This is a genomic window from Kastovskya adunca (assembly GCF_059505785.1).
Genome location: NZ_JCACLG010000042.1, coordinates 13,643 through 39,058 on the forward strand (window position 1 = coordinate 13,643; position 25,416 = coordinate 39,058).

At 45.8% G+C, this 25,416-nt stretch carries 23 protein-coding genes; 12 read left to right on the forward strand and 11 right to left on the reverse strand.

All coding sequences use genetic code 11. The annotated features are described in order from the left end of the window. Positions 1–85 precede the first annotated feature (85 nt). From AC5JR3_RS16400 to AC5JR3_RS16410, 3 genes are all read right to left on the reverse strand, one after another. Positions 86–1,468 (reverse strand): alkaline phosphatase PhoX, encoded by a 1,383-nt coding sequence (locus AC5JR3_RS16400; protein ID WP_495847620.1) that lies wholly within the window; start codon positions 1,466–1,468, stop codon positions 86–88. Between the two features lie 409 nt (positions 1,469–1,877). Beyond that, the gene (locus AC5JR3_RS16405; protein ID WP_495847621.1) at positions 1,878–2,312 is read right to left on the reverse strand and encodes a hypothetical protein; all 435 of its coding nucleotides are present in this window, start codon (positions 2,310–2,312) and stop codon (positions 1,878–1,880) included. Positions 2,313–2,872: 560 nt separating this feature from the next. Next, complete coding sequence (locus AC5JR3_RS16410; protein WP_495847622.1) at positions 2,873–3,517, reverse strand: Uma2 family endonuclease; 645 nt, start codon at positions 3,515–3,517, stop codon at positions 2,873–2,875. Between the two features lie 47 nt (positions 3,518–3,564). Here AC5JR3_RS16410 and AC5JR3_RS16415 point away from each other — a divergent pair, with 47 nt between their 5' ends. From AC5JR3_RS16415 to dut, 4 genes are all read left to right on the forward strand, one after another. Continuing rightward, the gene (locus AC5JR3_RS16415; RefSeq protein WP_495847623.1) at positions 3,565–3,861 is read left to right on the forward strand and encodes a hypothetical protein; all 297 of its coding nucleotides are present in this window, start codon (positions 3,565–3,567) and stop codon (positions 3,859–3,861) included. A 26-nt stretch (positions 3,862–3,887) separates the two neighbouring features. Continuing rightward, positions 3,888–5,411 (forward strand): thymidylate synthase, encoded by a 1,524-nt coding sequence (locus tag AC5JR3_RS16420; RefSeq protein ID WP_495847624.1) that lies wholly within the window; start codon positions 3,888–3,890, stop codon positions 5,409–5,411. Between the two features lie 71 nt (positions 5,412–5,482). After that, a complete protein-coding gene (locus tag AC5JR3_RS16425; RefSeq protein WP_495847625.1) occupies positions 5,483–6,475 on the forward strand; it encodes a dCTP deaminase domain-containing protein in 993 nt (330 codons plus the stop codon). Beyond that, a complete protein-coding gene (gene dut / locus AC5JR3_RS16430) occupies positions 6,447–6,887 on the forward strand; it encodes a dUTP diphosphatase (RefSeq protein ID WP_495847642.1) in 441 nt (146 codons plus the stop codon). The genes AC5JR3_RS16425 and dut overlap by 29 nt, the downstream gene beginning before the upstream one ends. A 16-nt stretch (positions 6,888–6,903) precedes the next feature. On the opposite strand, the gene dcd is transcribed toward dut, so the two are convergent. Continuing rightward, positions 6,904–7,485, reverse strand: coding sequence for a dCTP deaminase (dcd, locus tag AC5JR3_RS16435; RefSeq protein ID WP_495847626.1), 582 nt, complete (start codon positions 7,483–7,485; stop codon positions 6,904–6,906). A 10-nt stretch (positions 7,486–7,495) separates the two neighbouring features. After that, a complete protein-coding gene (locus AC5JR3_RS16440; protein ID WP_495847627.1) occupies positions 7,496–8,032 on the reverse strand; it encodes a P-loop NTPase family protein in 537 nt (178 codons plus the stop codon). A 356-nt stretch (positions 8,033–8,388) separates the two neighbouring features. Between AC5JR3_RS16440 and AC5JR3_RS16445 the strand changes: the two genes are divergently transcribed. The 4 genes from AC5JR3_RS16445 (at position 8,389) to AC5JR3_RS16460 (ending at position 13,345) form a co-directional block, all read left to right on the forward strand. Beyond that, positions 8,389–8,970, forward strand: a complete 582-nt coding sequence (locus tag AC5JR3_RS16445; RefSeq protein ID WP_495847628.1) for an adenylate kinase family protein — start codon at positions 8,389–8,391, stop codon at positions 8,968–8,970. Between the two features lie 141 nt (positions 8,971–9,111). After that, a complete protein-coding gene (rph, locus tag AC5JR3_RS16450; RefSeq protein ID WP_495847629.1) occupies positions 9,112–9,828 on the forward strand; it encodes a ribonuclease PH in 717 nt (238 codons plus the stop codon). 44 nt (positions 9,829–9,872) lie between these two features. Beyond that, entirely contained in the window at positions 9,873–11,534 is a 1,662-nt protein-coding gene (locus AC5JR3_RS16455; protein WP_495847630.1) for a glycosyltransferase family protein, read from the forward strand. Between the two features lie 155 nt (positions 11,535–11,689). Further along, positions 11,690–13,345, forward strand: a complete 1,656-nt coding sequence (locus AC5JR3_RS16460) for an ArnT family glycosyltransferase (protein ID WP_495847631.1) — start codon at positions 11,690–11,692, stop codon at positions 13,343–13,345. An 11-nt stretch (positions 13,346–13,356) separates the two neighbouring features. Here the strand turns inward: AC5JR3_RS16460 and AC5JR3_RS16465 are convergent, their stop codons facing one another. Continuing rightward, a complete protein-coding gene (locus AC5JR3_RS16465; protein WP_495847632.1) occupies positions 13,357–13,908 on the reverse strand; it encodes a DUF1269 domain-containing protein in 552 nt (183 codons plus the stop codon). A 270-nt stretch (positions 13,909–14,178) separates the two neighbouring features. Between AC5JR3_RS16465 and AC5JR3_RS16470 the strand changes: the two genes are divergently transcribed. Both AC5JR3_RS16470 and AC5JR3_RS16475 read left to right on the forward strand, forming a co-directional pair. Continuing rightward, on the forward strand, positions 14,179–15,663 hold the full coding sequence (locus AC5JR3_RS16470) for a hypothetical protein (protein ID WP_495847633.1): 1,485 nt from the start codon (positions 14,179–14,181) through the stop codon (positions 15,661–15,663). A gap of 87 nt (positions 15,664–15,750) precedes the next feature. Then, positions 15,751–16,455, forward strand: coding sequence for a DUF2259 domain-containing protein (locus tag AC5JR3_RS16475; protein WP_495847634.1), 705 nt, complete (start codon positions 15,751–15,753; stop codon positions 16,453–16,455). Between the two features lie 67 nt (positions 16,456–16,522). On the opposite strand, the gene AC5JR3_RS16480 is transcribed toward AC5JR3_RS16475, so the two are convergent. Together AC5JR3_RS16480 and AC5JR3_RS16485 are read right to left on the reverse strand one after the other, a co-directional pair. Continuing rightward, positions 16,523–16,927 carry a type II toxin-antitoxin system VapC family toxin gene (locus tag AC5JR3_RS16480; protein WP_495847635.1) on the reverse strand — a complete coding sequence of 135 codons (405 nt, stop codon included), beginning with the start codon at positions 16,925–16,927 and terminating at the stop codon, positions 16,523–16,525. Then, entirely contained in the window at positions 16,924–17,190 is a 267-nt protein-coding gene (locus tag AC5JR3_RS16485; protein WP_495847636.1) for an AbrB/MazE/SpoVT family DNA-binding domain-containing protein, read from the reverse strand. Before AC5JR3_RS16485 ends, AC5JR3_RS16480 begins: the two co-directional genes overlap by 4 nt. A gap of 224 nt (positions 17,191–17,414) precedes the next feature. Here AC5JR3_RS16485 and AC5JR3_RS16490 point away from each other — a divergent pair, with 224 nt between their 5' ends. Then, complete coding sequence (locus tag AC5JR3_RS16490; RefSeq protein WP_495847643.1) at positions 17,415–20,135, forward strand: zinc-dependent metalloprotease; 2,721 nt, start codon at positions 17,415–17,417, stop codon at positions 20,133–20,135. Between the two features lie 52 nt (positions 20,136–20,187). Here AC5JR3_RS16490 and AC5JR3_RS16495 read toward each other — a convergent pair whose 3' ends face one another. Further along, entirely contained in the window at positions 20,188–20,856 is a 669-nt protein-coding gene (locus tag AC5JR3_RS16495) for a hypothetical protein (protein WP_495847637.1), read from the reverse strand. A 626-nt stretch (positions 20,857–21,482) separates the two neighbouring features. After that, positions 21,483–24,035 carry a metallophosphoesterase family protein gene (locus AC5JR3_RS16500; RefSeq protein WP_495847638.1) on the reverse strand — a complete coding sequence of 851 codons (2,553 nt, stop codon included), beginning with the start codon at positions 24,033–24,035 and terminating at the stop codon, positions 21,483–21,485. A 191-nt stretch (positions 24,036–24,226) separates the two neighbouring features. Between AC5JR3_RS16500 and arsM the strand changes: the two genes are divergently transcribed. Further along, the gene (gene arsM / locus AC5JR3_RS16505; RefSeq protein ID WP_495847639.1) at positions 24,227–25,189 is read left to right on the forward strand and encodes an arsenosugar biosynthesis arsenite methyltransferase ArsM; all 963 of its coding nucleotides are present in this window, start codon (positions 24,227–24,229) and stop codon (positions 25,187–25,189) included. A 39-nt stretch (positions 25,190–25,228) separates the two neighbouring features. On the opposite strand, the gene AC5JR3_RS16510 is transcribed toward arsM, so the two are convergent. Next, positions 25,229–25,416: hypothetical protein (locus AC5JR3_RS16510; protein ID WP_495847640.1), on the reverse strand; the 188-nt coding region annotated here is incomplete at its 5' end.

Sequence of the window (25,416 nt, forward strand, 5' to 3'; positions counted from 1 at the left end):
GATAGATTAAGTCAGTAAAAAACCCCATTGAAATCTTTTTCAATGGGGTTTTTGATACAAATGGGTGAATCAGTTAACTACAACGTTAGCTTCGCCGACGTTCCCAAGGGCCCCAAACAGCAAAGGTAATTCCAGGGGTTTGGATATTAACGAACATTGTCTGACCATCGGGCGAGAAACAAGCTCCGGCAAACTCGCTGGTGTTAAGCGCATTCCGAGCAAAATTGTAAAGCCGACCTTGCTGAGTAATCCCTCGCACGAATTGCTCGTCAGGGCCATCTTCGCAGATAATCAAATCTCCGAAGGGAGCAACGGTAATATTATCTGGACGCTCTAGGAGACTTTGATCGCTTGGTTCAGCGAACAGTTCAATGGTGCCACCAGTTGCCCCGGTGAGATCGGGGACATAGCGCCAAACCTGACCCAGCCTGGCTTCGCCACCATCGGTGCAGGTAAAGTACACTTCATTATTGCCAAACCAAGTTCCTTCCCCTCGGGTAAACTGCGCCGCTCCCTTAGCAAAACCTTCAACCTTCACCGTGTTTCCAGCCGGGTCGGGGTCGTCAATGGTGACCCACTCTACTGCCATGGGCTGACCAACAGGAAAGTTAACTTTGGTAATTGCCTGAGGCATTCCTTTAATCTTTAACGCCTGGAGTGTGCCTCCTTGCCTTAAAACACCGGGGACTTTGGGGATGAAGCGATAGAACAGTCCATCGCCTGCATCTTCCGTTTCGTAGACAATCCCGGTTGTGGGGTCTACAGCGATCGCTTCGTGGCTAAAGCGACCCATTGCCACCAGGGGTACGGGATCTACGGGACCTTCGGCAGTGCTGGGCACTTCAAAGTTATAGCCGTGAGGCTTGGAAACGTTATTAGGGTCGCCTGGTCGATTAGTGCCTTGGGGTAAAGTCGTTTGCGGATCGTCGGGTAGCGTAAACGGTCGATTTGTCGCGGTGGTTTCTTCGCAGCTAATCCAAGATCCCCAAGGGGTGGGGCCGCCTGCACAGTTACGATAAGTACCTGCTAGCGATACGTAATGTTTAACTAGCTTGCGGTCTGACCCTACAACGAGGGTTGTGGTGCCACCTCGGCAGAGTTGATCGTACTGTTTATTCGCTGGCGCGATCGCTCTAGGTGTACTCAATTGACCCGGACTGAGTTCGTGGTTGCGTACTAAGATCGTCGTGTTATTTGATCCAGCAAAAGCAGCCATGCCATCATGAGCCGCTGGCACTGGATTGCCATCGCTCATAAGGTCACCCGTTCGGGAGAAAGCACGATAGCGAAATCCCCTGGGTAGGTCTAACAAACCGTTGGGATCGGGGATAAGCGCACCATAACCTTCCCCACGGATAGATTGACCGTTAGCTGATTGGGCATAAAGTGCCTTTAACGGAGACATCAGGACGGTACCCGCAGCACTTGCACCTGCCAAGGTAAAAAATTGACGTCGTGATAAAGCCATAGTTTCCTCTCACTTTCTTGTCTGCATCCACAAATTGAGTAGACGCTTGTTAATTGCAGGCAAAGACTTACTTCCGATCGTTCAGAAATATCTGTAGTGCTGTGATGCACAAACCGAATTGATTGCGTAAAAACTATGCTTCCGTGTTCTACAAATGTTGTTCCTGTTTGGTACAAACCAAACAACTTTTCTACTGATGTTTCTACTTGATTTGTTAAAAATATATCTTGTGAAAATTAAGGTTAGTTAAACTTAAACTTAATAGTCTTTTAAGATTAAATTAAGCTCAAAATAGTTACTAAAAATTAAATGTTTTTCGATTAAACAAAATAGTAAATAGCAAAATAAAATTTATCTCGCTCTTTACTATCGTATTAAATTCTTACTTGACTATTGTTACCTCTTCCTATTAGTCATACTCGTCATTGAATCCAGGATCTGTGCGAAGACTTTCGTAAAATCTTTCAACAGAAGACGATCGCGCTGTTGTAGTTGTAGTAGGCTGAGATGGTTTAGACTCTCGGAAACCTAACAAAACTTCCGAACTAGGAAAATATCGGATATCCCTTAAAGCTTGTGGGTTTTTCTGCCACTCAGAACGAGATCCTTTGACTGATAACAGAGGAGCGACTTGCCCATTATGATCTCCTTCAATTGTGACAACAACTTCTGTGATACTAGAATTTTGAGTAAACGCTTGCTCAATTGTCTTTATCGCTAGAGATTCTGCTTGCTGGATTAAAGAGCTAAAGGTTTGATAACCGTAGGATTTGAGGATGAAATTAAGTCGGTTGACTTCAGCTAAAACAGGAGAAGAAATAACTGTTCCACTGCTAAACACCACTGAGACAGCTAAAAGAATTAAGAAACGGCTAAATTTAAAATTTATTATCCCAAAAATCATAGGTTACTGACTTGCTCTCCAACTGTCTAGAAAAAAGTAACTAATCAGCTTACTTTGAAGATTAGCTCTTTTGAAATAGCATTATTTGTATCTGTATCTATGTTGCTGTCTTAACTAGGCTAATGATAGTGAAGTAAATATGTCAGTAAGTCTTGGTTAAGTTTAGGTAAAAAGGATCTCATTTGTTAGATGAGAAAAATACACTTGGCTTGTTACACAATATTAGGCTTTTGTCAATCCCTAAATTTATTTTTAGGAATATACAGAAAAAAGTAACTTCTCAGACAGCCTTTGGTAGAAAATGTGTTGCAGAGGAGGCAGTTGTACTTTCAAAAAGATGAAGTCTGAAGTCTGAAACTTTATACTTCAGACTTTCTTTATGGGGATAACTTCGCTTTTTTCGCTCGATTTTCCTTGTACCACTGAGCCACCGCAGGTGCCCAGCTTTCTAGATTAAGGTAGAGAAGCTCGCAAAACTTTTGTGCTTCGAGTTGGGCGTCTTAACCTTGCTGAAATTGAGCTAAAAGCCAAGCAGAAACTTGTCCTTGATTCATCTGGCGAGTCCGCCGCAAAGCTTCGCTTAATAGAGAAATTTTCAATCCAGGTAACGCCTGAGAGAGGCTAATTCTTCTACTCCCACCATTTTCTATAGCGAAAGCGATTACTTGAACATTTTGTACGTCAACAATCCAGTATTCAGTTACGTCTAAATCTTCATAGAGTAGCCGTTTTTCACCTTTATCATCAGAAAGGGAGGTATTAGCTACTTCTATTACCAATGTTGGTGGAGGATAACTGTTTAAATCGATAATGGAGGTTCCATAAGGAACAGCATCGGCGTTGTCGCCAATATAATAAGACACATCAGGTTGAGCTTCGTTCAAGCCTGCTTTTCGGTAGGTGCAGTTATCCTTTCCATTGACAGCGATGCCTTTGATAGCGGCATACATGCCAACAGCAACGATAATAATTGTGTGGTCGCTAGCGTGGTCATTTCCAACAGGAGGCATTTCAATCCTCATTCGTCCATTGTGGTAGTAGCCTTTGGCTTTTTCGCAAGCAGGAGCTTCAATTACCTGAATGTAATCATCCCAAGTGGCTGCCACCCAAGTATCAGTCAGAAGCTTTGTTTTTAGCTCGCTCATAAGTTACTGCTACTAATTAGGATTAGGCAATCTGAGAGTTGATAGCGGTGCCTTTTAGAGAATTCTTCCTTGAATTTGAAAGCGATTCTGACAAACGCTCATCCTATAAGTTTAAGTTAAAGGCGATCGCTCTTGGGTTGATGCGCCAGAACATTAAGCTAGACGTGATCGCCCAATTCCGTTCTATCTCCCCAACCTTGTCAGAAATCCTCTACAACACCGCTTTGGTATGGCAGCGCGATCGCTTCAGTCGCAACAAAGCTTCTTTAGCCTACGAAAAAGCTATTCTTTATAAATGTTTAATGGAAGTTAGTCCCGCGAATTGGTATGTTATGTTACTCTAGTAGTTTTTTTTGACTGATAGCCAACCATGACAGCAACGGGTCAGGCAGCCCAATTCCAGTACAAACCACTGCACAAGCCCAACCAGCTAATTTGCGGCACGGGACAAACAGCAGTAATTACAGGTTGGACTGTAAGACAAGTGATCGCAAAACATCTCAATCCCTCGGAATTTGCTGTCATCGGTAATTTATACAGCCCTACGCGAGGAATCAACTTCCTAATCAGAAATCTGTTAGCCAATCCCCACGTCCGATTTTTGGTTATTCTGAACGCAACCAAAGAAGACCGTAATGCTGGCGCTTGTCAATGCCTGCTAGATTTCTTTTGCAATGGATTCGAGGCAGGTCAAAGTGACACAGGACGGCAGTGTTGGGAGATAAACTCACCCATTCCTGGTTACATCGACAGGGAAATTGACGCTGATACCTTAGAGAAATTGCGGCAGTGTGTAGATTTGCAAGCTTGCAAGTCAATTACAGAAGCTGTAAGTCAGGTAAAATCTTTCGCGCAACGAGATGTGGTTGAACCGTGGGGTTTCCCGTCAGACTTTCCAATGCCTGAAGTTGTGCCAACTGTACTACCTGGAGCAAGGTATGGTCATCGCATAGAGGGGAAGACAATTGCTGAAACTTGGGTAAAAATTATTCATCGCATCAAAACGACTGGCACGATTCGACCCACTGGTTACGATGGTCAATGGCAAGAGTTAATTGATGTGATGGCAGTTGTTACTCATGAGCCAGAAGATTTCTACTTCCCAGAGCCAAATTATCTGCCAGTTAGCCCTAATCTACTTGAAGAATATATTTCGCAGATTTTAAGTGACTCCCCTAATAGGGAGGAAATCAAATATACATACGGTCAACGGCTGCGTTCTTGGTTTAAACGTGACCAGATTGAGCAAGTCATTGAAAAGTTGGGAGCTGATATCGATTCCGCTAGGGCTGTAATGTCTTTGTGGGATGTGACAGATCATGAGGCAAACAATAGTCCTCCATGCCTTAATCATATTTGGATACGAGTCGTAGATAATGAGTTATCTTTGACAGCCACTTTCCGCAGTAATGATATGTTTAGCGCTTGGGTGGCAAATGCAATGGGATTACGGGCTTTGCAGAGGCACATTAAGGAGGAGATCGCTAAACGTTCTGACTATAAGTTAAATATGGGACCACTGATTACGATTAGCCAGAGTGCTCATATTTACGACGAATGCTGGGAAAATGCAGAACACCTAATTCAAACTCAGTATGCCAAAATTTGTCAGCATAGGGATTACACCGATCCTTCTGGTAGTTTTGTTATCAGCGTGCGAGAAGACAAAATTGTCGTCGAGCATATGACGCCTGGAACGGGAGAAGTTGTTAACTGCTATTCCGGTAAATCTGCGCGTCAACTTTATCAAAAAATAGCAACAGATTGTCCTAGCCTTCAAGTTGAACACGCAATGTATTTAGGAACAGAGTTGCAAAAGGCAGAGCTGTGCTTATCAAGTAGCCAGAGCTTCATTTACGAACAAGACAAACCACTATTGGGACAACAGATGTAAAAAAGTATTGTAGTATTTTAGTTTTTTTGAAAAATAGTTAGCAAAATTACTTAAGTGTTTTTCAATAAAATATGGCTGTATTAAGCGATGAAGATATCAGACAAGAATTAGGAAAAAATATTTTAATTTTTCCTTTTAAGGAGGATAACCTTAAAGGCTCAAGTTATAACTTAACAGCAAGTAAACTTGCCTGGAGCCTATTGACTCAGCAAAGCATATATGACACTAGCAATGAAAAAATTCTAATTAAACCAGGAGATACTGCTCTGATAGAAACTAATGAAATCATTTGGATTTCTAAAAGTATAGCTGGAACTTACCATTCAAGGGTCACTCAAGTTTCACAAGGTACAGGACATATTGGCACTACCCTCGATCCTAATTACATTGGACCTTCTTTGATTGCTGTACATAATCACAGTAGTAAAAATGTAGAGCTTACTCCTACAATAGATTCATTTGTCACTTTAGTATTTCAGTATGTTAATGCAGAATCATCTAGAGAACAGCATGGTAATTCTGCTGGTAGGATAGAAATCCTTAGTAGAGTAGGAATACAGCTTAGCCAGGAAGAGCGTAATCTTCTTGATCAACCATACATGAGCAATAGAGACTTACTAAGGAAAAAGTTAGAGAGCTGTGAAGAATATAAACATATACAAGAAGTTTCTCAAAAAAAAGCAGAAGAAATAGAAAAAAAGCGTCAGCAGGAACTTCAGCAAAAAGTAGATGAAATAGCTATAAAAGTTGGAGAGAAGGCGGCACAGAAAGTGGCAGAAGGTCAGAAAAAAGTTTCTGAATATTTAAAGAGATTATATATATTATTTAGTGTATTGATTATTTTTCTTTTACTTTTTTATGGACTACTCTCTTCTAATCAAGTTAATCTATCTCGCCTATTTTGGTATGAACCAGTTACAGCTATAGTAGATAAGGCTATACCTACTCTTGCCGGTGCATTAGTAGCACTATTCCTAAATGATCTGCAACGAAGAATAAAAAATGTTGAACAAACAGTTGATATTCCCCAAAGAAATGAGACTGAAAGTACTAAAACTAAATGATTCAGCAGTAGTTCCTCAATATGAACATCTCAACGATTCAGGGCTAGATTTAGTCTCTGTAGATGAATTAGAAATTCCTGCTACAGATAGTCAACTAGTACGCACGGGAATATCGATAGAGTTACCTCAAGGAACCGAAGCACAAATACGCCCTAGAAGTGGCTTAGCTTTAAAGCATCAAATTACTGTGCTTAACACTCCAGGCACTGTTGACGAAAGCTATCGAGGAGAAATCTGTGTAATTTTAATCAATCATGGTAAACGTCCCTTTAAGGTTACAAAAGGGATGAAAGTTGCTCAAATGGTTATTACACCAGTTATTCGTGTTGAGGTTCAAGAAGTTGATAAATTAAGCCATACTTCTAGAGGAACGGGTGGTTTTGGTTCAACAGGAACCACTGCAAGAGTATAAAGCCTAGCTTATCTAGCTACACGCGAGCAAGAGTTACTATTTGTGGCTGATTTTGATATTTACCCTGACGGGCTTCATAGCTAATAGCACAGGGTTCTCCTTCCATAAAGAGCAATTGCACAACTCCTTCATTGGCATAAATCCGGCAGTCTGCACTAGAAGAGTTGGAAAATTCTAACGTTAAATGTCCCCGCCACCCCGCTTCAGCCGGGGTCAGATTAGCAATTAATCCCACGCGGGCATAAGTACTTTTTCCAATGCACAAAACAGAAATATTTTCCGGAACGGCTAAGTGTTCTAGCGCCACTCCTAACCCGTAGGAATGAGCAGGCAAAATAAAGTAGCTGCCGTTAGCATCGTTGTGTAGCTTTACGGGTTCTAGATTGTCGGGGTTGAAGTTTTTCGGGTCAACGACTGTACCAGGAATATGTCGAAAGACGCGAAACTCCACAGGTGACAGCCTCAGGTCATAACCATAGCTGCTAAGACCGTAAGAAATAACAGGAAGTTTTTCGACGTGACGAATTAGCCTGGGTTCAAAGGGAGAAATCATTCCCTCAGCCGCCATTTCGGCAATCCAGGTATCGTTTTTGAGCATAGTTCTTCCTTTAAGGCTGGTGGCTGCGGCGAATTTCGGTGATTTGGTCAGCGACTTCTAAAACCGCTTGGGGCATTTCTGGCCCCGTCAGAATGATATCAATGTGAGGGGGGCGTTTTTTGAGTAGGGCTATAACTTCCGCTTCCGGGATGAAACCAAAGCTAATCGCTAGACTCAGTTCATCAAGGACGACTAAGGAGTATTTGCCAGAAAGCACGATGTCCTGGGTATACTGCCACAACTGCATCAAGGATTGGGATTCTGTCTCAGCGAGTTCTGGGGTGTCAATGTAGCGGGGTAAGTCGCAACGAATCCAGTCTAGGTTTTGCCCCAAGCGAACGGGATGCTCATGTCCTTGCCCAATACCGCCTTTGAGGAACTGAACCACTAACACTGGCGTTCCCTGACCAGCAATTCTCAAGGATTGAGCGATCACGTTGGTAAAGAATGTACGGTGAGCGCCCGTGAAAACTTGTACCAGCCCTTCGATAGTGTAGGGGAGGTGAGAGTTAGAGTTTAGTTTGGGAGCTTCTAGCTGAGAAACCATGAGTTACGACGAAGAGAGCATAATTTGAGCGCGATCGCTTTTGGTACGACTCAAAGAGCGATCGCCAATCTATAAAAATTACAAAACTGTTTGGTCACAAGATATAGCGTACTATTTTCCAGCGCCTCCCTAGTCAACCACTACATCTATAACTCCGTCAAGGGGAAGCAGCAGGGGCAAACGCCTCAAATCGGCAGCATTTACCTTCAAAAGCGATATGCCAGGTCGATGTCAACTTCTTTGCCGGAAATAATGGGACAATAGCCAACACAGGAGACTCAAAGCAAGTCTTGATTTCTCCACTCGGTATGTGGTCAACAGAACCTGAAATTTCGGAATTTAAACGCAAAAAGGCGATGAGACTAGTGATTCTCGGTGGCCCAGGGGCAGGAAAGGGTACACAGGCGCAATGGCTGTGCCTTTATCTGCGGGTTCCTTTGATCCCCACTGGCGACCTTTTGCGAAAGGCGATCGCATCCACCACAGATAGCCCTAGTCAAAGCGATACTTTAACAGTCCTAGGTCATCAGGCGCGGCAGTATGTGGAGAAAGGAGAACTAGTTCCGGATACCTTGATGATTGAGTTTATGCGCCAACGTCTGGTGCAGCCTGATGTTAGTGAGGGTTGGTTGCTGGAAGGTTTTCCTCGTACAGCGTTTCAGGCGGAAGAGTTAGATTTTCAGTTAGAAGATTTAGAACAGAGGCTGGATTGGGCAATTTACTTACAGGTACCAGAGTCTGTACTGCGGGAGCGATCGCTGGGGCGATCGCGTTTTGATGATCAACCCGACATCATCCAGCATCGCATTGCATTATTTCAAGAACGCACGCTCCCCATTTTGGAATACTACAGTCACCGTCAACGACTGCTAACAATTAACGGCAACCAATCCCCAGAACAAGTACAACAAGAAATTTTGCAGAAACTCAAGGGGTAATTCTTCCCTGTAAGGCAGACATCTAATCCGCCAGTTTCTCTCAAGTCACACAAAACACCTGCCCCATTTACCAAGAACTCTTAATCTCACTCTTAACAGTTGCCCGTACTATTGATTAGGGAAGAATTTGAGGCAACATCCATGGCTTGGCAGCGTCCCGATAAACGGCAACCGGATCAACTACGTCCCATCAATTTTGAACGCGAGTTTACCCGATTTGCCCTCAGTTCCGTCTTAACTCAGTGCGGCGATACCAAGGTACTTTGTACCGTATCTGTGGAAGAGGGAGTCCCAAAGTTCTTAAAAGGGACGGGTAGCGGCTGGCTAACAGCGGAGTACCGAATGCTACCAGGGGCAACCCCTCAACGCCACCAACGAGAGTTTCTCAAGCTCTCTGGACGCACTCAAGAGATTCAGCGATTGATTGGGCGGAGCTTGCGCTCAACGTTGAATTTGCAGGGACTCGGAGAGCGCACAGTGCTGGTGGATGCCGATGTCTTACAGGCGGATGCAGGCACAAGGACGACAGCGATTACAGGCGGGTATGTTGCCCTGGCAGATGCGCTAAACAAACTGGTACAGCGAGGGGAGTTAGAAGAATTGCCATTACAGAGTGCGATCGCCGCTGTTTCTGTGGGAATACTAGAAGGAGAGCCGTTTTTAGACCTCAATTATGTTGAAGATGTGAAAGCAGACGTTGACTTCAATGTAGTAATGGACAACCAATTAGACATCATTGAAGTACAAGGGACAGCCGAATCCAACAGCTTTAGTCGCGCTCAGCTAAATAAAATTTTGGACTTAGCAGAAAAAGGGATTAAAGAGCTATTAGTTGCTCAAAAAGCTGCCTTGACGTAAGAGGTTGGCAAAGCTATAACTGGGATATTTGTTAAATAACAGCAATGCTTAAAAATATCTCTAGTAATTTTTACTCGGCTTGGAGAAATGCTTATCTAAAAGTAGCGGCTGTAATTATTTTAATTGCTCTTATCGGCTTCCCAACTGTTAGCCAGTACGGCTATTCAGTTGATGAAGGCACCGAGATCGCTATGGTTAGGAGGAATATTGAGCTAATCACTCAAGGTAAACCCATTCCTGGCGATTTAAAATACTTTGGGCCTGTTTTTAATGTCACCTCAGAAATTGTATTTCAAGCTCAACAGTATCTAACTAAAGGGTTTGACTACAATCCTTTGGAATATGGAAAAGAGCTTGATAATGAGCAATCGCGACTCAATGCTTTGAGTGGGCGAGTCAAAGTCAAGCATTACATGACCTTTTTAGTCTCTTTAATTACCTATGCAGCGGTAGCAGGAATCGTTGGCATTCTCTGCGGAAGTGATTGTGCCTGGTTTGGTGCCACAACACTAGTATTCTTTCCGCTGTTTTGGGGACATAGCTTTTTTAATCCCAAAGACCCTCCCTTTGCTGCCCTATTTACGCTGACCACTTTAGCGGGAGCTTATTTAGTAAACTCCTATCTTCAACCCCAAAAAGACATCAAGATTGGTCGGAACCAAGCAACTCTCTACACCGTACTTTATGGAATATTACTAGGTTTATTAACTGGAATCAGAATCGGAGGATTTTTAATCCTATTTTTTATTTTATCAACCTACTTAATTTTAAAATTCAGGCAAGGATTTAATCGCCAAAATTTACTGCGATTTTGTGGCTTATATATACTCCTTTGTATTACCTGGTTTATTACCAACACCATCTGTTATCCTGCCTTTTGGTCAAATCCCATTGGCGGATTTTTTGAAACCATTGGTTACTTATCGGCACATCTTCTAAAAATAGAAGTTCTCTTTGCAGGTAAGTTTATTCCGATTCAATCCCTTCCCTGGAATTACTTGCCTACCTGGATGTTTTTTTCAATTCCTCTCATTTTCCAGATTGGCTTTGTTGTGGGTACAGGGCTATTTATTGCTAAATACAAGCAACTCTCTACCCTACAACGTGCTTGTGGAATTTTAGTTTTGTTCCAAATTCTCTTCCTACCCTTTATTGCCATCGTGAAACAGTCGCCCATGTACGATGGAATGCGACATTTTCTCTTCACCCTACCCGGAATTGCCGCCCTTTCAGCCGCAGCGATAATCTGGATTTACCAACAGCTATCCCAGAAAAGCTACAAACTAGCTTTTGTGACTTTTGTGACTATTGTCTATGGCGCGATCGCCTATGATATGATCGCCTTACATCCCTATCAATATATCTACGTCAATCGCTTCTCTGGCGGACTAGAAAGAATTCACACTCGCTACGATACAGAGTTTTGGGGCTTGAGTCTGCGAGAAGGAATGGAGTGGATCAACAAAAACGCTAGCCCCCAAACTACAACGTTAGTCGCTGGACATTTACACTCAGCGCAACTATTTGCTAATCCCAATCTCAAGGTGGTTGACTACACCGCCGCCAATCTCGCCGAAGTTCCCAAACCATTTTACTACTTAGCTTGGCCCCGCTGGAATGCTCAAAGCAATCTCCCAGAATGCCCAGTTGTATACCAAGTAATCCGGCAAAATGTGCCCCTTTCCATCGTCAAACGTTGTGATTAAATTAGCGATAAATAGGACTAGTGTAAATCATTAAAAGTTTGTAGTTAGATCTTCAGACTACGAACCAAGTTCAAAACAATCTCCATTGCAACACAATGTTTGATTGATTCCCGCCTACCGAATTCATCCCTACTGCCCTAAGGAAAATTTTATCCATGTTGGCAAAGTCTTTTCCTGCTTTTGCATCCGTTTTCAAAACAGCTTACATAAAAGTTGCGGCTGTTCTAGCAACCCTGGCAATTATTGGTTTAGCAACAGTTGGCAATTACGGCATATCCTGGGATGAAAATGTGGAAGTGTCGATGGTAAAGTACAACTTTGAACTAATTACCCAAGACCAGCCGATTCCTGAAAATTACAAGTATTACGGAACAGTATTTAATATCTCCTCAGAAGTAGTCTTTCAAGTCCAAAATATCTTTCGTCAAGGCTTAAACTATAATCCCTTGAGTGACAAAGACATAACGAACGAGAGAGCAAAGAATCAAGCTCTTTATGACCGAATAAAAGTCAAACATCTACTGACTTTTCTAGTTTCTTTAATTACCTACGCTTCTGTAGCGGGAATAGTTTGGATTTTGTGTGGTGGAGAATATGCTTGGCTGGGTGCCGTTGTTGCCGCCCTCTTTCCGCGACTATGGGGTCATAGTTTCTTTAACCCCAAAGATATTCCCTTTGCCGCTTTATTTACCCTTTCAACTCTTTTAGGTGCTTATTTAGTCAATCATTATCTACAGGTAGACCAAGAATTTAGACTTAAATTTAACCGCACTCTTGTTTATTCAATTCTTTATGGAATTTTAGTCGGTTTAGTAACAGGAGTGAGAATTGGAGGATTCTTTTTACTCTTTTTTGTGGGAATTACTTATTTAATTTGCAAGCTGGGAAGCCGGACGATATTTCGAGATTTACGAAATATCTTAGTTTATGGCGGAGTAATGTTTGTCGCTTGGGCAGTAACTGTAGTTGCTGTTCATCCGGCATCTTGGAGTAACCCAACTGGTTGGTTTTTTGCAACGTTGGCGTATTTGTCTAAACACGACTGGGGAGAGACTGTTTTATTTGCAGGTGAGTCTATTTCAGCTAGAGCCTTACCCTGGTATTACTTACCCACTTGGTTAATCATTACCATTCCGCTGATTTTTCAAGTTGCTTTTGTTGTGGGATTAGTGCTGCTAGTGATTAAGTACAAGCAGTTTTCTAACTTGCAACGGGCTTGTGCAATCTTGGTGGCTCTACAAGTTGGCTTTTTACCCCTGTTAGCTATTGCTAGAAATTCAACCCTTTATGATGGGCTGCGGCAGTTTCTATTTATTTTGCCAGGAATAGCGGCGATCGCCGCCGCCGCGATCGCGTGGATTTACCAAAAGCTGAGCCGAAAAAGCTTCAAGATCGCCACCATTGCTTTTCTGATCGCGGTGTTGGCAGCGATCGCCATTGATATGGCAACCCTACATCCCTACGAATACGTCTACTTCAACCGGATATCTGGAGGTTTAGCCCACGCTCAAGGTCGCTACGAGACTGATTACTGGGGCTTGAGTTTGCGGGAAGGGATAGAGTGGATTAACAAAAATGCTCCGAGCAACTCTACCGTTGTTGTGGGAGGAGATGACGACTCTGCCTTGATTTTCTCAGACCCCAGCTTCACAATCATTTCTAAGTTCAATGTCACCCCCGCCACCCAAAAACCCTTCTATTACCTCGCCATGCCACGCTGGGACTTCCAAGAAGCATTTCCTGAGTGTGCCGTCTCGCATCAAGTCATCAAGCAAGATGTCCCCCTAACAATCGTTAAACACTGTAAATAGCGCCCTATCCTCTATTGAGGAGACGCTGTCAACGAGTCATAAATTCTCAATTCTTGAATATTCCAGCGGCGCAGAATAGCTTCAGCTTGACGGACTTCTGGGGCTGTACCATCAATCATCACAAAATATGCGCCCTGTCCAATGCGATCGCTGTAGACTGTAGCTTGTTCTTCCGGAACCCCGTAGCCGATTAAAGCCCCTAACAAACCGCCAGTTGTGGCTCCAATTACACCGCTTGTCACAGTAGTTGCCAGAGCTAATGCTGCCTCTCCCAGCAGTACCAAAGGGCCCACTCCAGGAATGAGAGCAGCAGTTCCCAAGCCAATTGCAAGACCAAGGGTTCCACCAACAGCACCGCCAGCTATTGCACCAGCATTTGTTCCTTCTTGGGCTTTATTTCCTACAGCATGTTTTTCTGTTAAGTGCTGTCCTTCGGAATCTTTTCTAATTACGGAAACTTGAGCCATCGGAAAACCGAAGTCTTTTAATTCTTGCATTGCCCCTTCTACATTTCGCGCCTCAGAGAAAATACCAAAAGCACGCTGTAAATTATTTAATGCCATAGCTAAACAACCTCTTTAAGAAATTAAATTTTTCGTATTTTTATATTTTTCTTTGTATACCTTGACATGGCTCCAAGAAGTTAGTCATCCACCATCAGAAGTCAACTGCCTCAAAAAAAATTGGGCTAATACTCTGTCAAAAGTGATAAGCCGGGTCAAGTTTCGGGCAAACTTAAAGTAAAAGCTCATGCCGTTAGCAGCTAGCTAGTACTGTTTCTTGATATGTTTGCTGTGCTCCTAGAGTCCTCTGCCCCCTAAGCCCCCCTTGTCATGCGCTATCTTTCCCTATTACTTTTATTGCCGCTTTCACTACCCCTGCTATCGCTACGGGTAACAGCCGGCGATGCCCCAACCTTGACGGCTCAAGCTCGTCCGTCTCAAGACTTTTTTCCTCAGGCACAGCGGTTGATGCAAGAGCAACTGAACTTAATCAACCGCATGGAAAAAGCCCTGGTAGGGGCTGACTTAAACCGACTAGAAGCGGTACGCGGACAGTTATTTCTCCACGTCGGGGCAGTTGAACGCTTTTTAACAAGTCAGTACCGCCTTCCGCAAGTGCTTTGTAACAATGATCCTAGCCGTCCGGCTCCATCTGTTGCCCTCACGGCATCCCAACAACAGGTATATTGCACGCTCAACGCTTCAACTCGGCAGCTAGCCCCCCTACTTACCGTTCTGGAAGGGCGTTTGCCAACACTGACCGATTTGGCGGCAGTTGAGCCAGAAGCACGAGCCTCCCGTAGACCCTTGGGGCAACGCTTCAACTTCCGGGGGCCAGCAACGCCTCGCTACGCTCCTGCGCCCGATTTGCCCCCAGCTGAACCCCCAGTCCTTGGCATTCCCGCCAAGACCCCAATTGCTAATTACCAGCCACCACTTCAGCCAGCCATTATCGCGCCTCAGCGAGCGATCGCCGTGCTCCAAGCGGCGCGGGAACGGTTGTTGTCAGCACAACGTGCTTTACCTCCATCATCTTTACCGTTACGTGACCCCAGCGGAAATGCCGAGGCAATCAGGCGTGGCAGCTACGGACTCTCGCCGCTAGCGCCACAGCAGTATGCCAAGTTCCTCAACCTCCCCAATACAGGGATAGCGCGGATATTGACTGCCGAAGCTTATCGACTCGACCCCAATCAATTGCGGAACCGACTGCAGCCGACGGTAGCAGAAGAGTTTCCTTTCGCCCCACTGCGACAGCCTACTAATGAGTTCACTCCTCGACTAACGCTGCAAATTGATCAGGGAAATTTGCAGCTTGCCTTACCAGAGCTAAACTACGGTTTTATTGCTGACTTGGGGGAAGTTTCCTTAGAAGATCTTGATGCCAGTTTGCAAAACATCCCCACCCTCTCAGCACCACAGCGACAATTTTTCCTCAACTACGTCCCACCAAACAAGCTAGAAGCCTTACAAGTAGACCGTCAGCGGTTTTTGACGGGCAAGGCAGGATTCGGCTTCGTCCCGCCCCTTAGCCCTCCCGTTTCCACCCAAACCCCAGTTGTTCTTAACCACACCTATTTGCTGCGCTTGGTGCAATTCCAGCTACCGGATGTCATTGTTACAGGGCAACCGATTAGCCGGGAACGACGCCGTTATGTGGATTTGATTTTGGAAACACCTAGCAGTGATGTGCTGGTTGCCGTTCAACCAGTCGATCGACGCATTGATGGCAGTTACACTGTCTTGTGGCGTGTGCTAAATCAATATCCCGATCCACAAATTGTTGATTTAGAAGCCTATGTGCAGCTGGAGTAATTAGTTTTGTTAGCGCCTCGCCATTCGTTGTGATGAGCTAATGGTGAAAAGTGCTAGCCCTCTGTTGTTAATTTCATCCTTCCTACTATGAAACACTTTAAAAAACTCTCCATCCTGTTTGCTACCAGTACCTTACTTTTCTTTTCTGCCCAAGCCTTAGCTGCTATTTTCAAAACGTCTCATCAACAGTCAGGTTTTTCGGCAGATAGTCGCCATTATCTCTATCTGGAAACAACCCGTGATCCAGTGAGCGAAGTGCCGCAGGCGTTTCTCCAGATTGTGAATTTACCGAGCAATTCTTGTGTTACTAACGGCTGCATCCGCACGGGAGTCGAACCGACTAGTCCAACAACGACAGCCGCTGCTAAGGAATTACTGGATCGAACCGCAACTTTACGTCAACGCTTGAATCTAAGAAATTTGAAGCAGGGAAGCAAATTACCTGTGCTCAAGCGTACTCGTGATGATCGCGGTGTTGAAACCTATACTTTCCGCTTGAATGATGCCGGACAAACACTGGACGTGCGGATGTTTCAAGAGCATATCCCCTCAGTAGTGTATGGGGGCGACGGCAATATCGATCGCGCGGCGTTGGGCTTGGAAGTTAATTACAACTATCGCAAGCGGACGTTGAGTTATTTGAACAATTACCGCGAGGGGATTATTCGCTACAACTTGCGGGAAGTGCGTCTATCTCCGAATAAGCAGAATGTGGTAATTGTGATGAATGTGATCAAACCAGCTTCCCTGGGAGCAATGCAGGCGACTTTTGTGCAAAGTTTCCCCCTTTGAAGCGTGAAGGGATAAGAGCGATCGCTTTTTAATTTATATCATCCTGAAAGTGAAAGGGGATCGTAATTCATCGGAGTACCTGGATCTCTATTCCTAAGTTCAAGTCTCCCCATACTCGGTCAGTAGTGAGTGCAGGTAGGTTCAAGGACTCTGCCAGTGCGAGACAAGCTCGATCTCCCAAAGATAAACCCTGTGGTTGGGTGGGCAGGTAAAGTTGGGCAACCCGTTCGGCATCAAGAGCAGTAAAAGGCAAGATTTGCAGTCCTATCGCCTCTAAATCTGCCTGCATTCCTTCTCTCTGAACTCCTCTGGAAATACTCTTCTGTAGTACTTCTGCCCAATTGATGCTGGACATCACAGATTGATTCAAAAGTGGCTCGACTACCTCACCTCCAGGTTCTCCTTGTAGCCAAGCTAAAAGAGCCGAAGCATCCAGCACATAAGACTGAGTGACTAAGAGCGCTTGGCTCATTCTGCGGTTTCCCGTTGAGCGGCTTCTCGGCGTTCGGCAATCAGTTCATCCGCTAAACTCACTTCTTTGGGAATCTGAGCAAAACGAGCACGCAGCCGCGCTAAGATGTTTTCTCGCTTTTCCAGTACCAGCCGTCCATCTTCAATACGAGCAATGAGAGTTGCACCGGGTTCTAAGTTTAGTCGGCGACGGAACTCCGCAGGAATTACTACTCGCCCCTGAGGACTAATACGCACTTCAGTTTGCTCTTGATGTTCAGTCATGAGAAGCCCTCAATGGGTTTCGATCAATTTTTGTGCCATTTTTAGATCAAATCTGGCACGAAATTGGAATATTGGCATTCTAAACTCAGGACTGTCACGTTCTAGCACAGATTTTTTTGTAAACGAATCTATTTAAATAGAGATGCGATCGCCTTTTTAGTTGGCACTAGCCGCCATCATGGGAGAGATTAGAAGCAAAGGCAAAGCATCGGGTGAATGAGCAAATGAGACGAGTGCGGTTCTGGGCATTGTTTTGCCTCGGCGTGTTTTTGTGGCTTGGGTTGTTCGGAATCAAACAGGCGTTCCCCTTACAAACGCCAACAGTAAACCCCCAGCCTTTATTGCAGTTAGCCCAGGCAAATGACAATTCGGGCTTCAAACCCTTTGATACGGTAACCAAAGACACTGAAAAGCTAGAAGGATTATTCACCCTTTATCGCCACAAAAAAACGGATAAAGTCTACCTAGAAATTAAGCCGGAACAGTTAGAGAAAAACTACCTCGGCACTGTCACCCTAGAATCGGGAATCGGGGAACGGGGAATTTATAGCGGATTGCCCCTATCGGATTTGCTGTTTTACTTCCGCAGAGTGAATGACAATTTGCACTTTGTCGTGCGGAACGTGAATTTCCGGGCAGAACCAGGAGATCCGCAAGTGCGATCACTCAATCGTTCCTTTAGCGATTCTGTTCTCTATTCCTTGCCAATTGCTAGCTTTCATCCCCAACGGAAAAGCCTGCTGATCGATTTAGGGGAATTGATGCTGACTGATTTGCCAGGACTAACACCCGCTTTGAGCCGATTACTAGACAGCGACTACCGACTCGATAGCAACAAGTCCTATTTCGGCACCACCAAAGCCTTTCCCTCCAATATCGAGGTGGAGTCAGTTTATGGCTTCTCTAGTCGCGATGGCAAGGGAGCAAACCTGCCCACGTTACCAGATAACCGCGCCCTCACACTGCGGGTTCGCTACAGTCTTTCCCAACTTCCAGAAAACAGCGGCTATCTTCCCCGTCTGGCAGATGAACGGGTTGGCTATTTCTTCACTGCCTATCAAGACCTATCGAATCAAAAGAACCGCGATGGCTTTGTTCGTTACATTCATCGCTGGCGTCTCGAAAAACAAGACCCCTCTGCCGCGTTGTCTCCTCCCAAAAAACCGATTGTGTTTTGGATTGAAAATGCCGTGCCGACTGAGTATCGGGAGGCGATTCGCGAAGGCATTTTGATGTGGAATCAAGCCTTTGAAGCGGCAGGATTTAAAGATGCGATTCAAGTACAGCAAATGCCAGATAATCCGGACTGGGACCCGGCGGATGTGCGCTACAACACGATTCGTTGGTTCAATTCTATTGATGGCTTTTTTGCCAGAGGGCCCTCACGGGTTAATCCCTTAACGGGGGAAATCCTGGATGCCGATATTATGGTGGATGCGGGTTTGGTGCGTTCCTTGCAGCAGGATTACCGCCTCTTGGTGGAACAAAACCAATCATCACAGAATTCGTTGGTTTCCGACTTGCTCGACTCAGGCAATCTTTGTGCGATCGCTATCGAGCCGCAATCTTCATCAAGCCAGCAGCCTTTCCTCTCACAACTGGCAGACAATCACGACCTTTGCTACGGCAGAGAGTTATCGCAACAGTTAGCAATGGGTCAGATGGAGTTATCACTGCTCCAGGATGCCCTGCCCAATGGTGAGGAAATGCGGAAATTTCTGCATCAATATTTGCGTTCCCTCATTGCTCATGAAGTGGGACATACCCTAGGATTGCGCCACAACTTTCGCGGCAGTCTGCTTTTGGAGCCAGAGGAGTTAAACAATGTCGCCCTTACCCAAACCAAGGGGCTTAGTAGTTCGGTAATGGACTATCTACCTGTAAATATGGCACCGAAGGGAACGCCCCAGGGCGAGTATTTTCCGAGCGTTGTCGGGGTTTATGATCAATGGGCGATTGAGTATGGTTATAAATCCAGTGATGCGGTGGTGCCGCAAGCCGAACGGCGATTTTTAGAAGCGATCGCCAAGCGTTCTGTTGAGCCAGCATTAACCTATGCTACGGACGAAGATGCCAACGATCTTGACCCCAGTGTCAACCGTTGGGATATGAGCGATGACGTTTTGGGCTATTCCCGCAGGCAGTTAGATAATGCGCGGACAATGTGGGCGCGTTTAGAGAAGCGTTACCCGCTTCAAGGTGAAAGTTACACCGAACTGAGTAAGCGATTTGATGCCTTGTTTTGGCACTATGTGAAAAATACGCGCTTGATCGCCAAATATGTGGGAGGGCAGTCGTTTTCTCGTAACTATGCTGGCACCTCAAAGAGATTGCCCTTTGAAGCCGTACCAGTGGCAAAGCAGCGTCAAGCCTTGGCGGTGTTGCAGGAGTATTTGTTTGCCGAAGATGCTTTTCAATTTTCGCCCCAGTTACTCAATAAGTTAGCTCCCTCACGGTGGAGAGATTGGGGAAATGAGATCCCTGTCACGCGTCTAGATTATCCGGTTCATGACAGTATTTTCTTTTTGCAAAGATCGGTGTTGAGAACGTTGCTTTCTAGCGATCGCTTAAGGCGTTTGCGCGATATCGAACTGAAAAGCGAACCGAATCAGGCACTAACCCTACCAGAATTGTTTGAAACTCTGGAGGAAAGTATCTGGACAGAAGTGGTGCAACCGAAAGACAAATCGTTGAATATTTCTAGCATCCGCCGCTCTTTACAACGGGACTATCTAGAGCAGTTGAGCAATATGGTGTTACGGAAATCTAACGTGCCAGAAGATGCCCGAACCTTGGCTTGGTATCGCTTACGAGAGTTGCAAGGCAGCATTGCAACCGCCCTGAGACGGCACGGAGGAGACATGGATACTTATACTAGGGCGCATTTAGAAGAAACACGCGATCGCATTAGCAAAAGTCTCTCTGCTCCCATTCAATCCCAGTGATTAGCACGGGGCGTCGAGCCTCTGTTCAAGGTCGCTTAGGGGCACACTGTCCCTACTTGCTCCCTCTTCTTCCTATCGTACCTTTAGACTTTTTTGCAGCTCTCAGTCTCTTAATATAAGGTTGATGATTCTCGCTAATTACGGCTCTGCTGTAGGCTTCGAGGGTTTGCTCCCAAGGAAAATGGGTAAGCCGGGTTCGCCAGGGAATGCTGGGAATTGGGGTGAGATTGAGTATCTCCCTGACCGCTAACCGGATAATCGTTTCGGCGGCGGCATTCGGATCGAAGGAATTACCTTGAAGATCCGCATCCCAAACCCCCACCCGCGTCACAAGGGTGCGAGTATTGAGCTTGATCAGCCACTGCACGCCCACGCGATGGGTGCGATTAATTCTGTCCTTGGCAGTCAAAGATAGCTCTACGATTGAGGGAGTGTAAGGCTTTCCCGCTCTCTGGGCTGCCTTGCGTTCTTTGGCGATCGCTATCCGAATCTCTGCCAAATTATCCAGCGTGATCAACAACTGATTGGGGGTGACGTTGTGAGAGATATACCAAGTATTTATCGCCCCTGGAGTATCTCGCTTTATCCGTTTTGCTTCTGATAATTCATCCCTAGAAAGAAGCCTTTCTTCTACAATTTGGAGCGATGGCTTTCGGAATTGACTGAGTAACTTTTCCACCCACCGGGCGACCCATTTCAACCATCTGAATAGTTCGAGCATTGAGTTTACAGCCGTCCTATTTGATTTGTGAAAAAACGCACCCTAGAGGACAAAAGAAAACTTTCCAAAAAGAAAAACATAGAGTTTTATAACCTATTTATGATTTACTAGACCTCTTGCACAAATCCAGGAAACCTCTGGCAAACCCACTCCTTGGGAAGATAGTTTTCCCGCTTTCAAGGCGGGATTAAGGGGGGGAATTCCAATTCCTGCCAGAAGTCTACTACAGGACATAGAAATAACAAGACTAAAGCCTCAAAATAGCGTTCAATACCAATTCTCTAAATACTCGCTACAAATACTTTTCTTACTCCCCCTTTTTTAAAGAGGGTTGGGGGGTTGTATGTATAGCCTCTTAAAAGGAAAATAGTATAAGTCATTACTACGAAGGAAAATTTCCTCGTATAGTACTTAATGTTGTTTAATTTGCCCATTAAGAGCTAAGAGGATGTCTGAGAATTCAAAAATGTCATGCTGGGAGCGACAGCGTAGTGAAGCATCTCGAACCACAAGGGAAAATTGGGATTCTTCGCTCCACTTCAGTTCCTTCGCTTCGCTCAGGACTCAGAATGACAAAATATACCCTCCACAAACTTTTCAGACATCCTCTAAACAAGATTAGCCAATTAGAAAGGAACAATCGGTAGCGGGGGTGGTGCTTCATCTAAGTCTAGAGAAACGAAATAGCGGCTGTAAACCACGCTCGATCGTCGCCAGGGAGGACGCCAATAGGAATCTTGAATCACGGCTTTACTGCCTTGCTCATGGGGCGACCATTGAAAAGAAATTAGTCCCAAATTGTTGTGACCAACAACTTCTTGTCCTTCTTGCACCCACTGATTTCGCCAGAGGAGGGAGACGGTATTTTCTAAACCGTTGAGCCACCCGGTTGAAGTTGTATTTTTTGACAATTTAGGTGCAATCGGTGTTCCTATCCAAGGGGCAACTACCGCTTTTTCATGCTTAATCCACTCAATGTGATACCGCCAATCTGGTAGCGATCGCTCATTTTTGACAACAGTCTCCCAAGCAATGTTCCAGTAACCTCTTGCCCCATGTAGTTGTCGCACAACTGGGCCTTCTTTTGGTACAGCAACATCAAGTTTCCGTACAGTTTCCTGTATCACCTGAATCTCCACCAGTTGCGGCGGATCTTTCCATCCCGCCCAATCCTGGGGAGGTTCTGGCGCAATTGATTTAGCTCTTGTGTGAATAAAATAAGTCTTGAATTCCGCATTTTTAAAAGCACTTGCTGTTAGTTGTGCCAGAACATGGGCTTTGAGATTGGGTTGATTAGGCGTAGGGTTTTCGCTTAAATCTTGAGGAGAAGATGTGTCGTGTAAACCCGTCTGCGTCGAGTTTTGAGTAGAAAAATCTTCACACTTGAATGACAAAAACTTGGTATCTAGTGCTAGTTTTGCAGGAGCGCTCAGGCACTTTGACCAATAGCTGAGACGAACCGCCGCCCCGTAGTGAATATCACCAGACAAAACGACTACTCGCTGCCGTTCTTTGAAAAACTCGGCTAACAGCCTAGAAAAGGCAGCTTCGTGAAAGTTCCAAGCGTCACCCACATCGCTACTAAAAACATTACCTTGACTCAATTCCCACTGTTGGACAATATCAATAATCCGTAAACTGACTAAATTAGTGGGTACAACGACAAGGGTAGCCTCGATATCATTTCTCACCCTGTCTGTCCGTTCCAGGGGTTTCTGCACTTGTTGAATGAAGGCTGTCGGACTCAGCAACATCGGCGGGGCTGTACCATCTTCCCCTTGGGGGTAGCCGCGCCAGGTGCGGGAGTCTAGCACGATGACTTCATGCTTATCGCTGCGGATGGTGTAGTGCCATTCCAAGGGGAGCGTCCCATCGGGGTAGTCTCGGTCTAGCACCAACACATTTTCATCCAGCTTCATCCGAGGATACCCAGTTTTAGGGTCAGCATCCGGCAATCCGATGCACTTGGCAATTTCTTCTGAAGCCGATTGATTTGTCCCGGCTGAGGCTGACCAAGTTGCCACCGCTTTGAGCAGCTTCTCCCCAGTTTTCCCCTGCTGAAACTGAGCGGGAGTGTTCCCCCATCCCTGAAACAGGCTATAGGCGAGCAAACCATTCTGCACTGCACGCCTACCCAAAAGTTTACCCAGCACGCTGACGCACCACCAGCGGTTTAGATACCAGTCATCACTAATGTCGTGGTCATCAAACACCATGTAGGTGGAAACATTTGCCAAGGCTCGCCGGACTTTCCATAAATTTTCAGTTAAGTCTTGAAGCACGCGGGTTTCTTTTGCCCACTGCTTGGGTTCCGCCTCTGGGGGGGGCTGGGGAAATTCCTCTTGCCAAAGTACGGGCGACCAAGCAAACAGGTAGATTGCACAGTATTCCCCTAGACTAAACAGGTGGCTTTTTGCCTGCTCTGGGGTATTGAGGAGCATGGCAGTGAAGCCGCCGTAATCTTTAGCGATGTTAGTGCGTTGTCCTGGCTTTAATTCCCTCGGCTTTTTGTACTCCTTGTCAGTGAAAGGCAGCTTTTCTTCCCAGCCCAGCAGAGTATCTCCAGCGTCGATTAATGTCCATAGAAAAGGGTCTGCTACTTCATCGCCGTAGATTTGATCGCCTGTGAGGAAAAGCTGATGCAGTCGAGAATTGGGCTGGGTGGCGTTATAGGCGATTAGGTCATCCAGAATTGGTAAGGCATCTTGCCCACCGCCATGCAACTTCCGACAGGAACCATGGGCTAGTCGCAGTTGATTTAGGTCGTCGGGGGGTAAAGCAAAGGTGGGGAGTTGATGATCAAAGTAGCTGATTGGGGCGGCGGGAATAGTGTCTGAGGTGATGGCGGCAATTAAATTGGCTTTGTGGCTGCCAAAACTGAGGTCATAGGCGTAGATTTGACCGGATTTCAGGGTTTGAGCGGGATTAATGGGTTGGGCGGTGACGGCGACTAGGTGGAGGTGCTGACCGAGGGGGACTGTGTCGTGGGAGCCTGTTAATAGTAATTGTGCAATGGTGGCACCCTGGGCGTCTGTGGCGTAAACGCTGAGGGTGACGGGGCTAGGGGATTTGAGGGCAACCCAAACTGTAACGGTGTCGGGTTCTGTTCGCCGCAGGATTGGCCCTGCCAGGATGAGTGGCAGAGAATTTAGGCGATCGCGCAAGGGTATCCATGACATAGAGCTTTTATCTGAAAATTTGACCACCACGCACCCGAACCTTCCGTATCGTAACCGATGCGATCGCCTTAGGTCGTCCCCCAACGCGGTGATCTTAGGGATCAACCTTTTCTCTCAGGAAGAATTCAGAAAGCTGGAGTTACATAAGATTTAAATAGAATCTAGTAACCCTAGCAAAGGAAAAAATTTTTGTGACCTATCTCGAAACAGCGGCTGAGTTTTACAGTGAAGTTGCCCAAACGCCACAAGTAGGCTTGTGCTGCGTTCAAAGTAGCCCTTTGCAACTCCCAGGGCTGAAAATTCCCTGCCAGATGCAAGAGATGAACTACGGCTGTGGAACTACCGTTCATCCCGCAGAATTAGTGGCGGAACCGACGGTGCTGTATGTCGGAGTTGGTGGCGGCTTAGAAGCCTTGCAATTTGCCTACTTCTCCCGCCGTCCGGGTGGGGTGATTGCCGTTGAGCCTGTCGCCGCCATGCAGGAAGCGGCGGCTCGTAATTTAACCCTGGCGGCAAAAGAAAATTCCTGGTTTGAGCCGAGTTTTGTTGAGATTCGGCAGGGGGATGCCTTTTCTCTCCCAGTTCCGGATCAGTCTGTAGATGTTGTGGCGCAGAATTGCCTCTTCAATATCTTTGAACCCGCTGATTTAACCAAAGCCCTGCAAGAAGCATTACGAGTATTGAAGCCTGGTGGACGCTTGCTAATGAGCGACCCTATTGCCACTCGTCCTATACCCGAACATTTGCGGCAAGATGAGCGATTGCGGGCGATGTGTCTATCTGGGGCATTGACTTACGAGGAGTACACTCAGCATCTAGTTGATGCAGGCTTTGGGCAAGTGGAAATTCGGGGGCGGCGTCCTTATCGCCTGCTGGATTGTCAGAGTTACGGGCTAGAAGCACCGCTACTGTTAGAAAGTCTCGATTCTGTATCCTTTAAGGTGCCAATTCCCGAAGATGGGGCGTGCATTTTCACAGGCAAAACGGCGATTTATACAGGTATGGAAGAAGTATTTGACGACTCAGCAGGACATGTGCTTCAGCGAGGAGTCCCAGCAGCAGTCTGTGATAAGACGGCGGCGAAGTTGGCAGTGCTAGGGGATATTTTGATTACAGATTCGACTTGGCACTATGACGGGGGCGGTTGTTGTTGATACCCTACACGCTTTTGAGAGGCTACACCTATAGCAATCCTAAATCAGTTGTAAAACCCTCTCCTTTTCCTCTCTCTTACTGAGATGTACGGGTTGTTTGATCCCCCTCGCATCCTCCTCGGAGATCCCCCTCCCGTCCCCCTTAAAAAGGGGGAAGCTAGATGTTGCTTCGCCCTCGGAGATCCCCCTCCCGTCCCCCTTAAAAAGGGGGAAGCTAGATGTTGCTT

Bases quoted from the DNA above. Each gene is read 5' to 3' on its own strand.
- AC5JR3_RS16400 (WP_495847620.1), bottom strand. From the start codon at position 1,468: ATGGCTTTATCACGACGTCAATTTTTTACCTTGGCAGGTGCAAGTGCT.
- AC5JR3_RS16410 (WP_495847622.1), bottom strand. From the start codon at position 3,517: ATGAGCGAGCTAAAAACAAAGCTTCTGACTGATACTTGGGTGGCAGCC.
- AC5JR3_RS16420 (WP_495847624.1), top strand. From the start codon at position 3,888: ATGACAGCAACGGGTCAGGCAGCCCAATTCCAGTACAAACCACTGCAC.
- AC5JR3_RS16425 (WP_495847625.1), top strand. From the start codon at position 5,483: ATGGCTGTATTAAGCGATGAAGATATCAGACAAGAATTAGGAAAAAAT.
- dut (WP_495847642.1), top strand. From the start codon at position 6,447: ATGAGACTGAAAGTACTAAAACTAAATGATTCAGCAGTAGTTCCTCAA.
- dcd (WP_495847626.1), bottom strand. From the start codon at position 7,485: ATGCTCAAAAACGATACCTGGATTGCCGAAATGGCGGCTGAGGGAATG.
- AC5JR3_RS16440 (WP_495847627.1), bottom strand. From the start codon at position 8,032: ATGGTTTCTCAGCTAGAAGCTCCCAAACTAAACTCTAACTCTCACCTC.
- AC5JR3_RS16445 (WP_495847628.1), top strand. From the start codon at position 8,389: ATGAGACTAGTGATTCTCGGTGGCCCAGGGGCAGGAAAGGGTACACAG.
- rph (WP_495847629.1), top strand. From the start codon at position 9,112: ATGGCTTGGCAGCGTCCCGATAAACGGCAACCGGATCAACTACGTCCC.
- AC5JR3_RS16455 (WP_495847630.1), top strand. From the start codon at position 9,873: ATGCTTAAAAATATCTCTAGTAATTTTTACTCGGCTTGGAGAAATGCT.
- AC5JR3_RS16460 (WP_495847631.1), top strand. From the start codon at position 11,690: ATGTTGGCAAAGTCTTTTCCTGCTTTTGCATCCGTTTTCAAAACAGCT.
- AC5JR3_RS16465 (WP_495847632.1), bottom strand. From the start codon at position 13,908: ATGGCATTAAATAATTTACAGCGTGCTTTTGGTATTTTCTCTGAGGCG.
- AC5JR3_RS16470 (WP_495847633.1), top strand. From the start codon at position 14,179: ATGCGCTATCTTTCCCTATTACTTTTATTGCCGCTTTCACTACCCCTG.
- AC5JR3_RS16475 (WP_495847634.1), top strand. From the start codon at position 15,751: ATGAAACACTTTAAAAAACTCTCCATCCTGTTTGCTACCAGTACCTTA.
- AC5JR3_RS16480 (WP_495847635.1), bottom strand. From the start codon at position 16,927: ATGAGCCAAGCGCTCTTAGTCACTCAGTCTTATGTGCTGGATGCTTCG.
- AC5JR3_RS16485 (WP_495847636.1), bottom strand. From the start codon at position 17,190: ATGACTGAACATCAAGAGCAAACTGAAGTGCGTATTAGTCCTCAGGGG.
- AC5JR3_RS16490 (WP_495847643.1), top strand. From the start codon at position 17,415: ATGAGACGAGTGCGGTTCTGGGCATTGTTTTGCCTCGGCGTGTTTTTG.
- AC5JR3_RS16495 (WP_495847637.1), bottom strand. From the start codon at position 20,856: ATGCTCGAACTATTCAGATGGTTGAAATGGGTCGCCCGGTGGGTGGAA.
- AC5JR3_RS16500 (WP_495847638.1), bottom strand. From the start codon at position 24,035: ATGTCATGGATACCCTTGCGCGATCGCCTAAATTCTCTGCCACTCATC.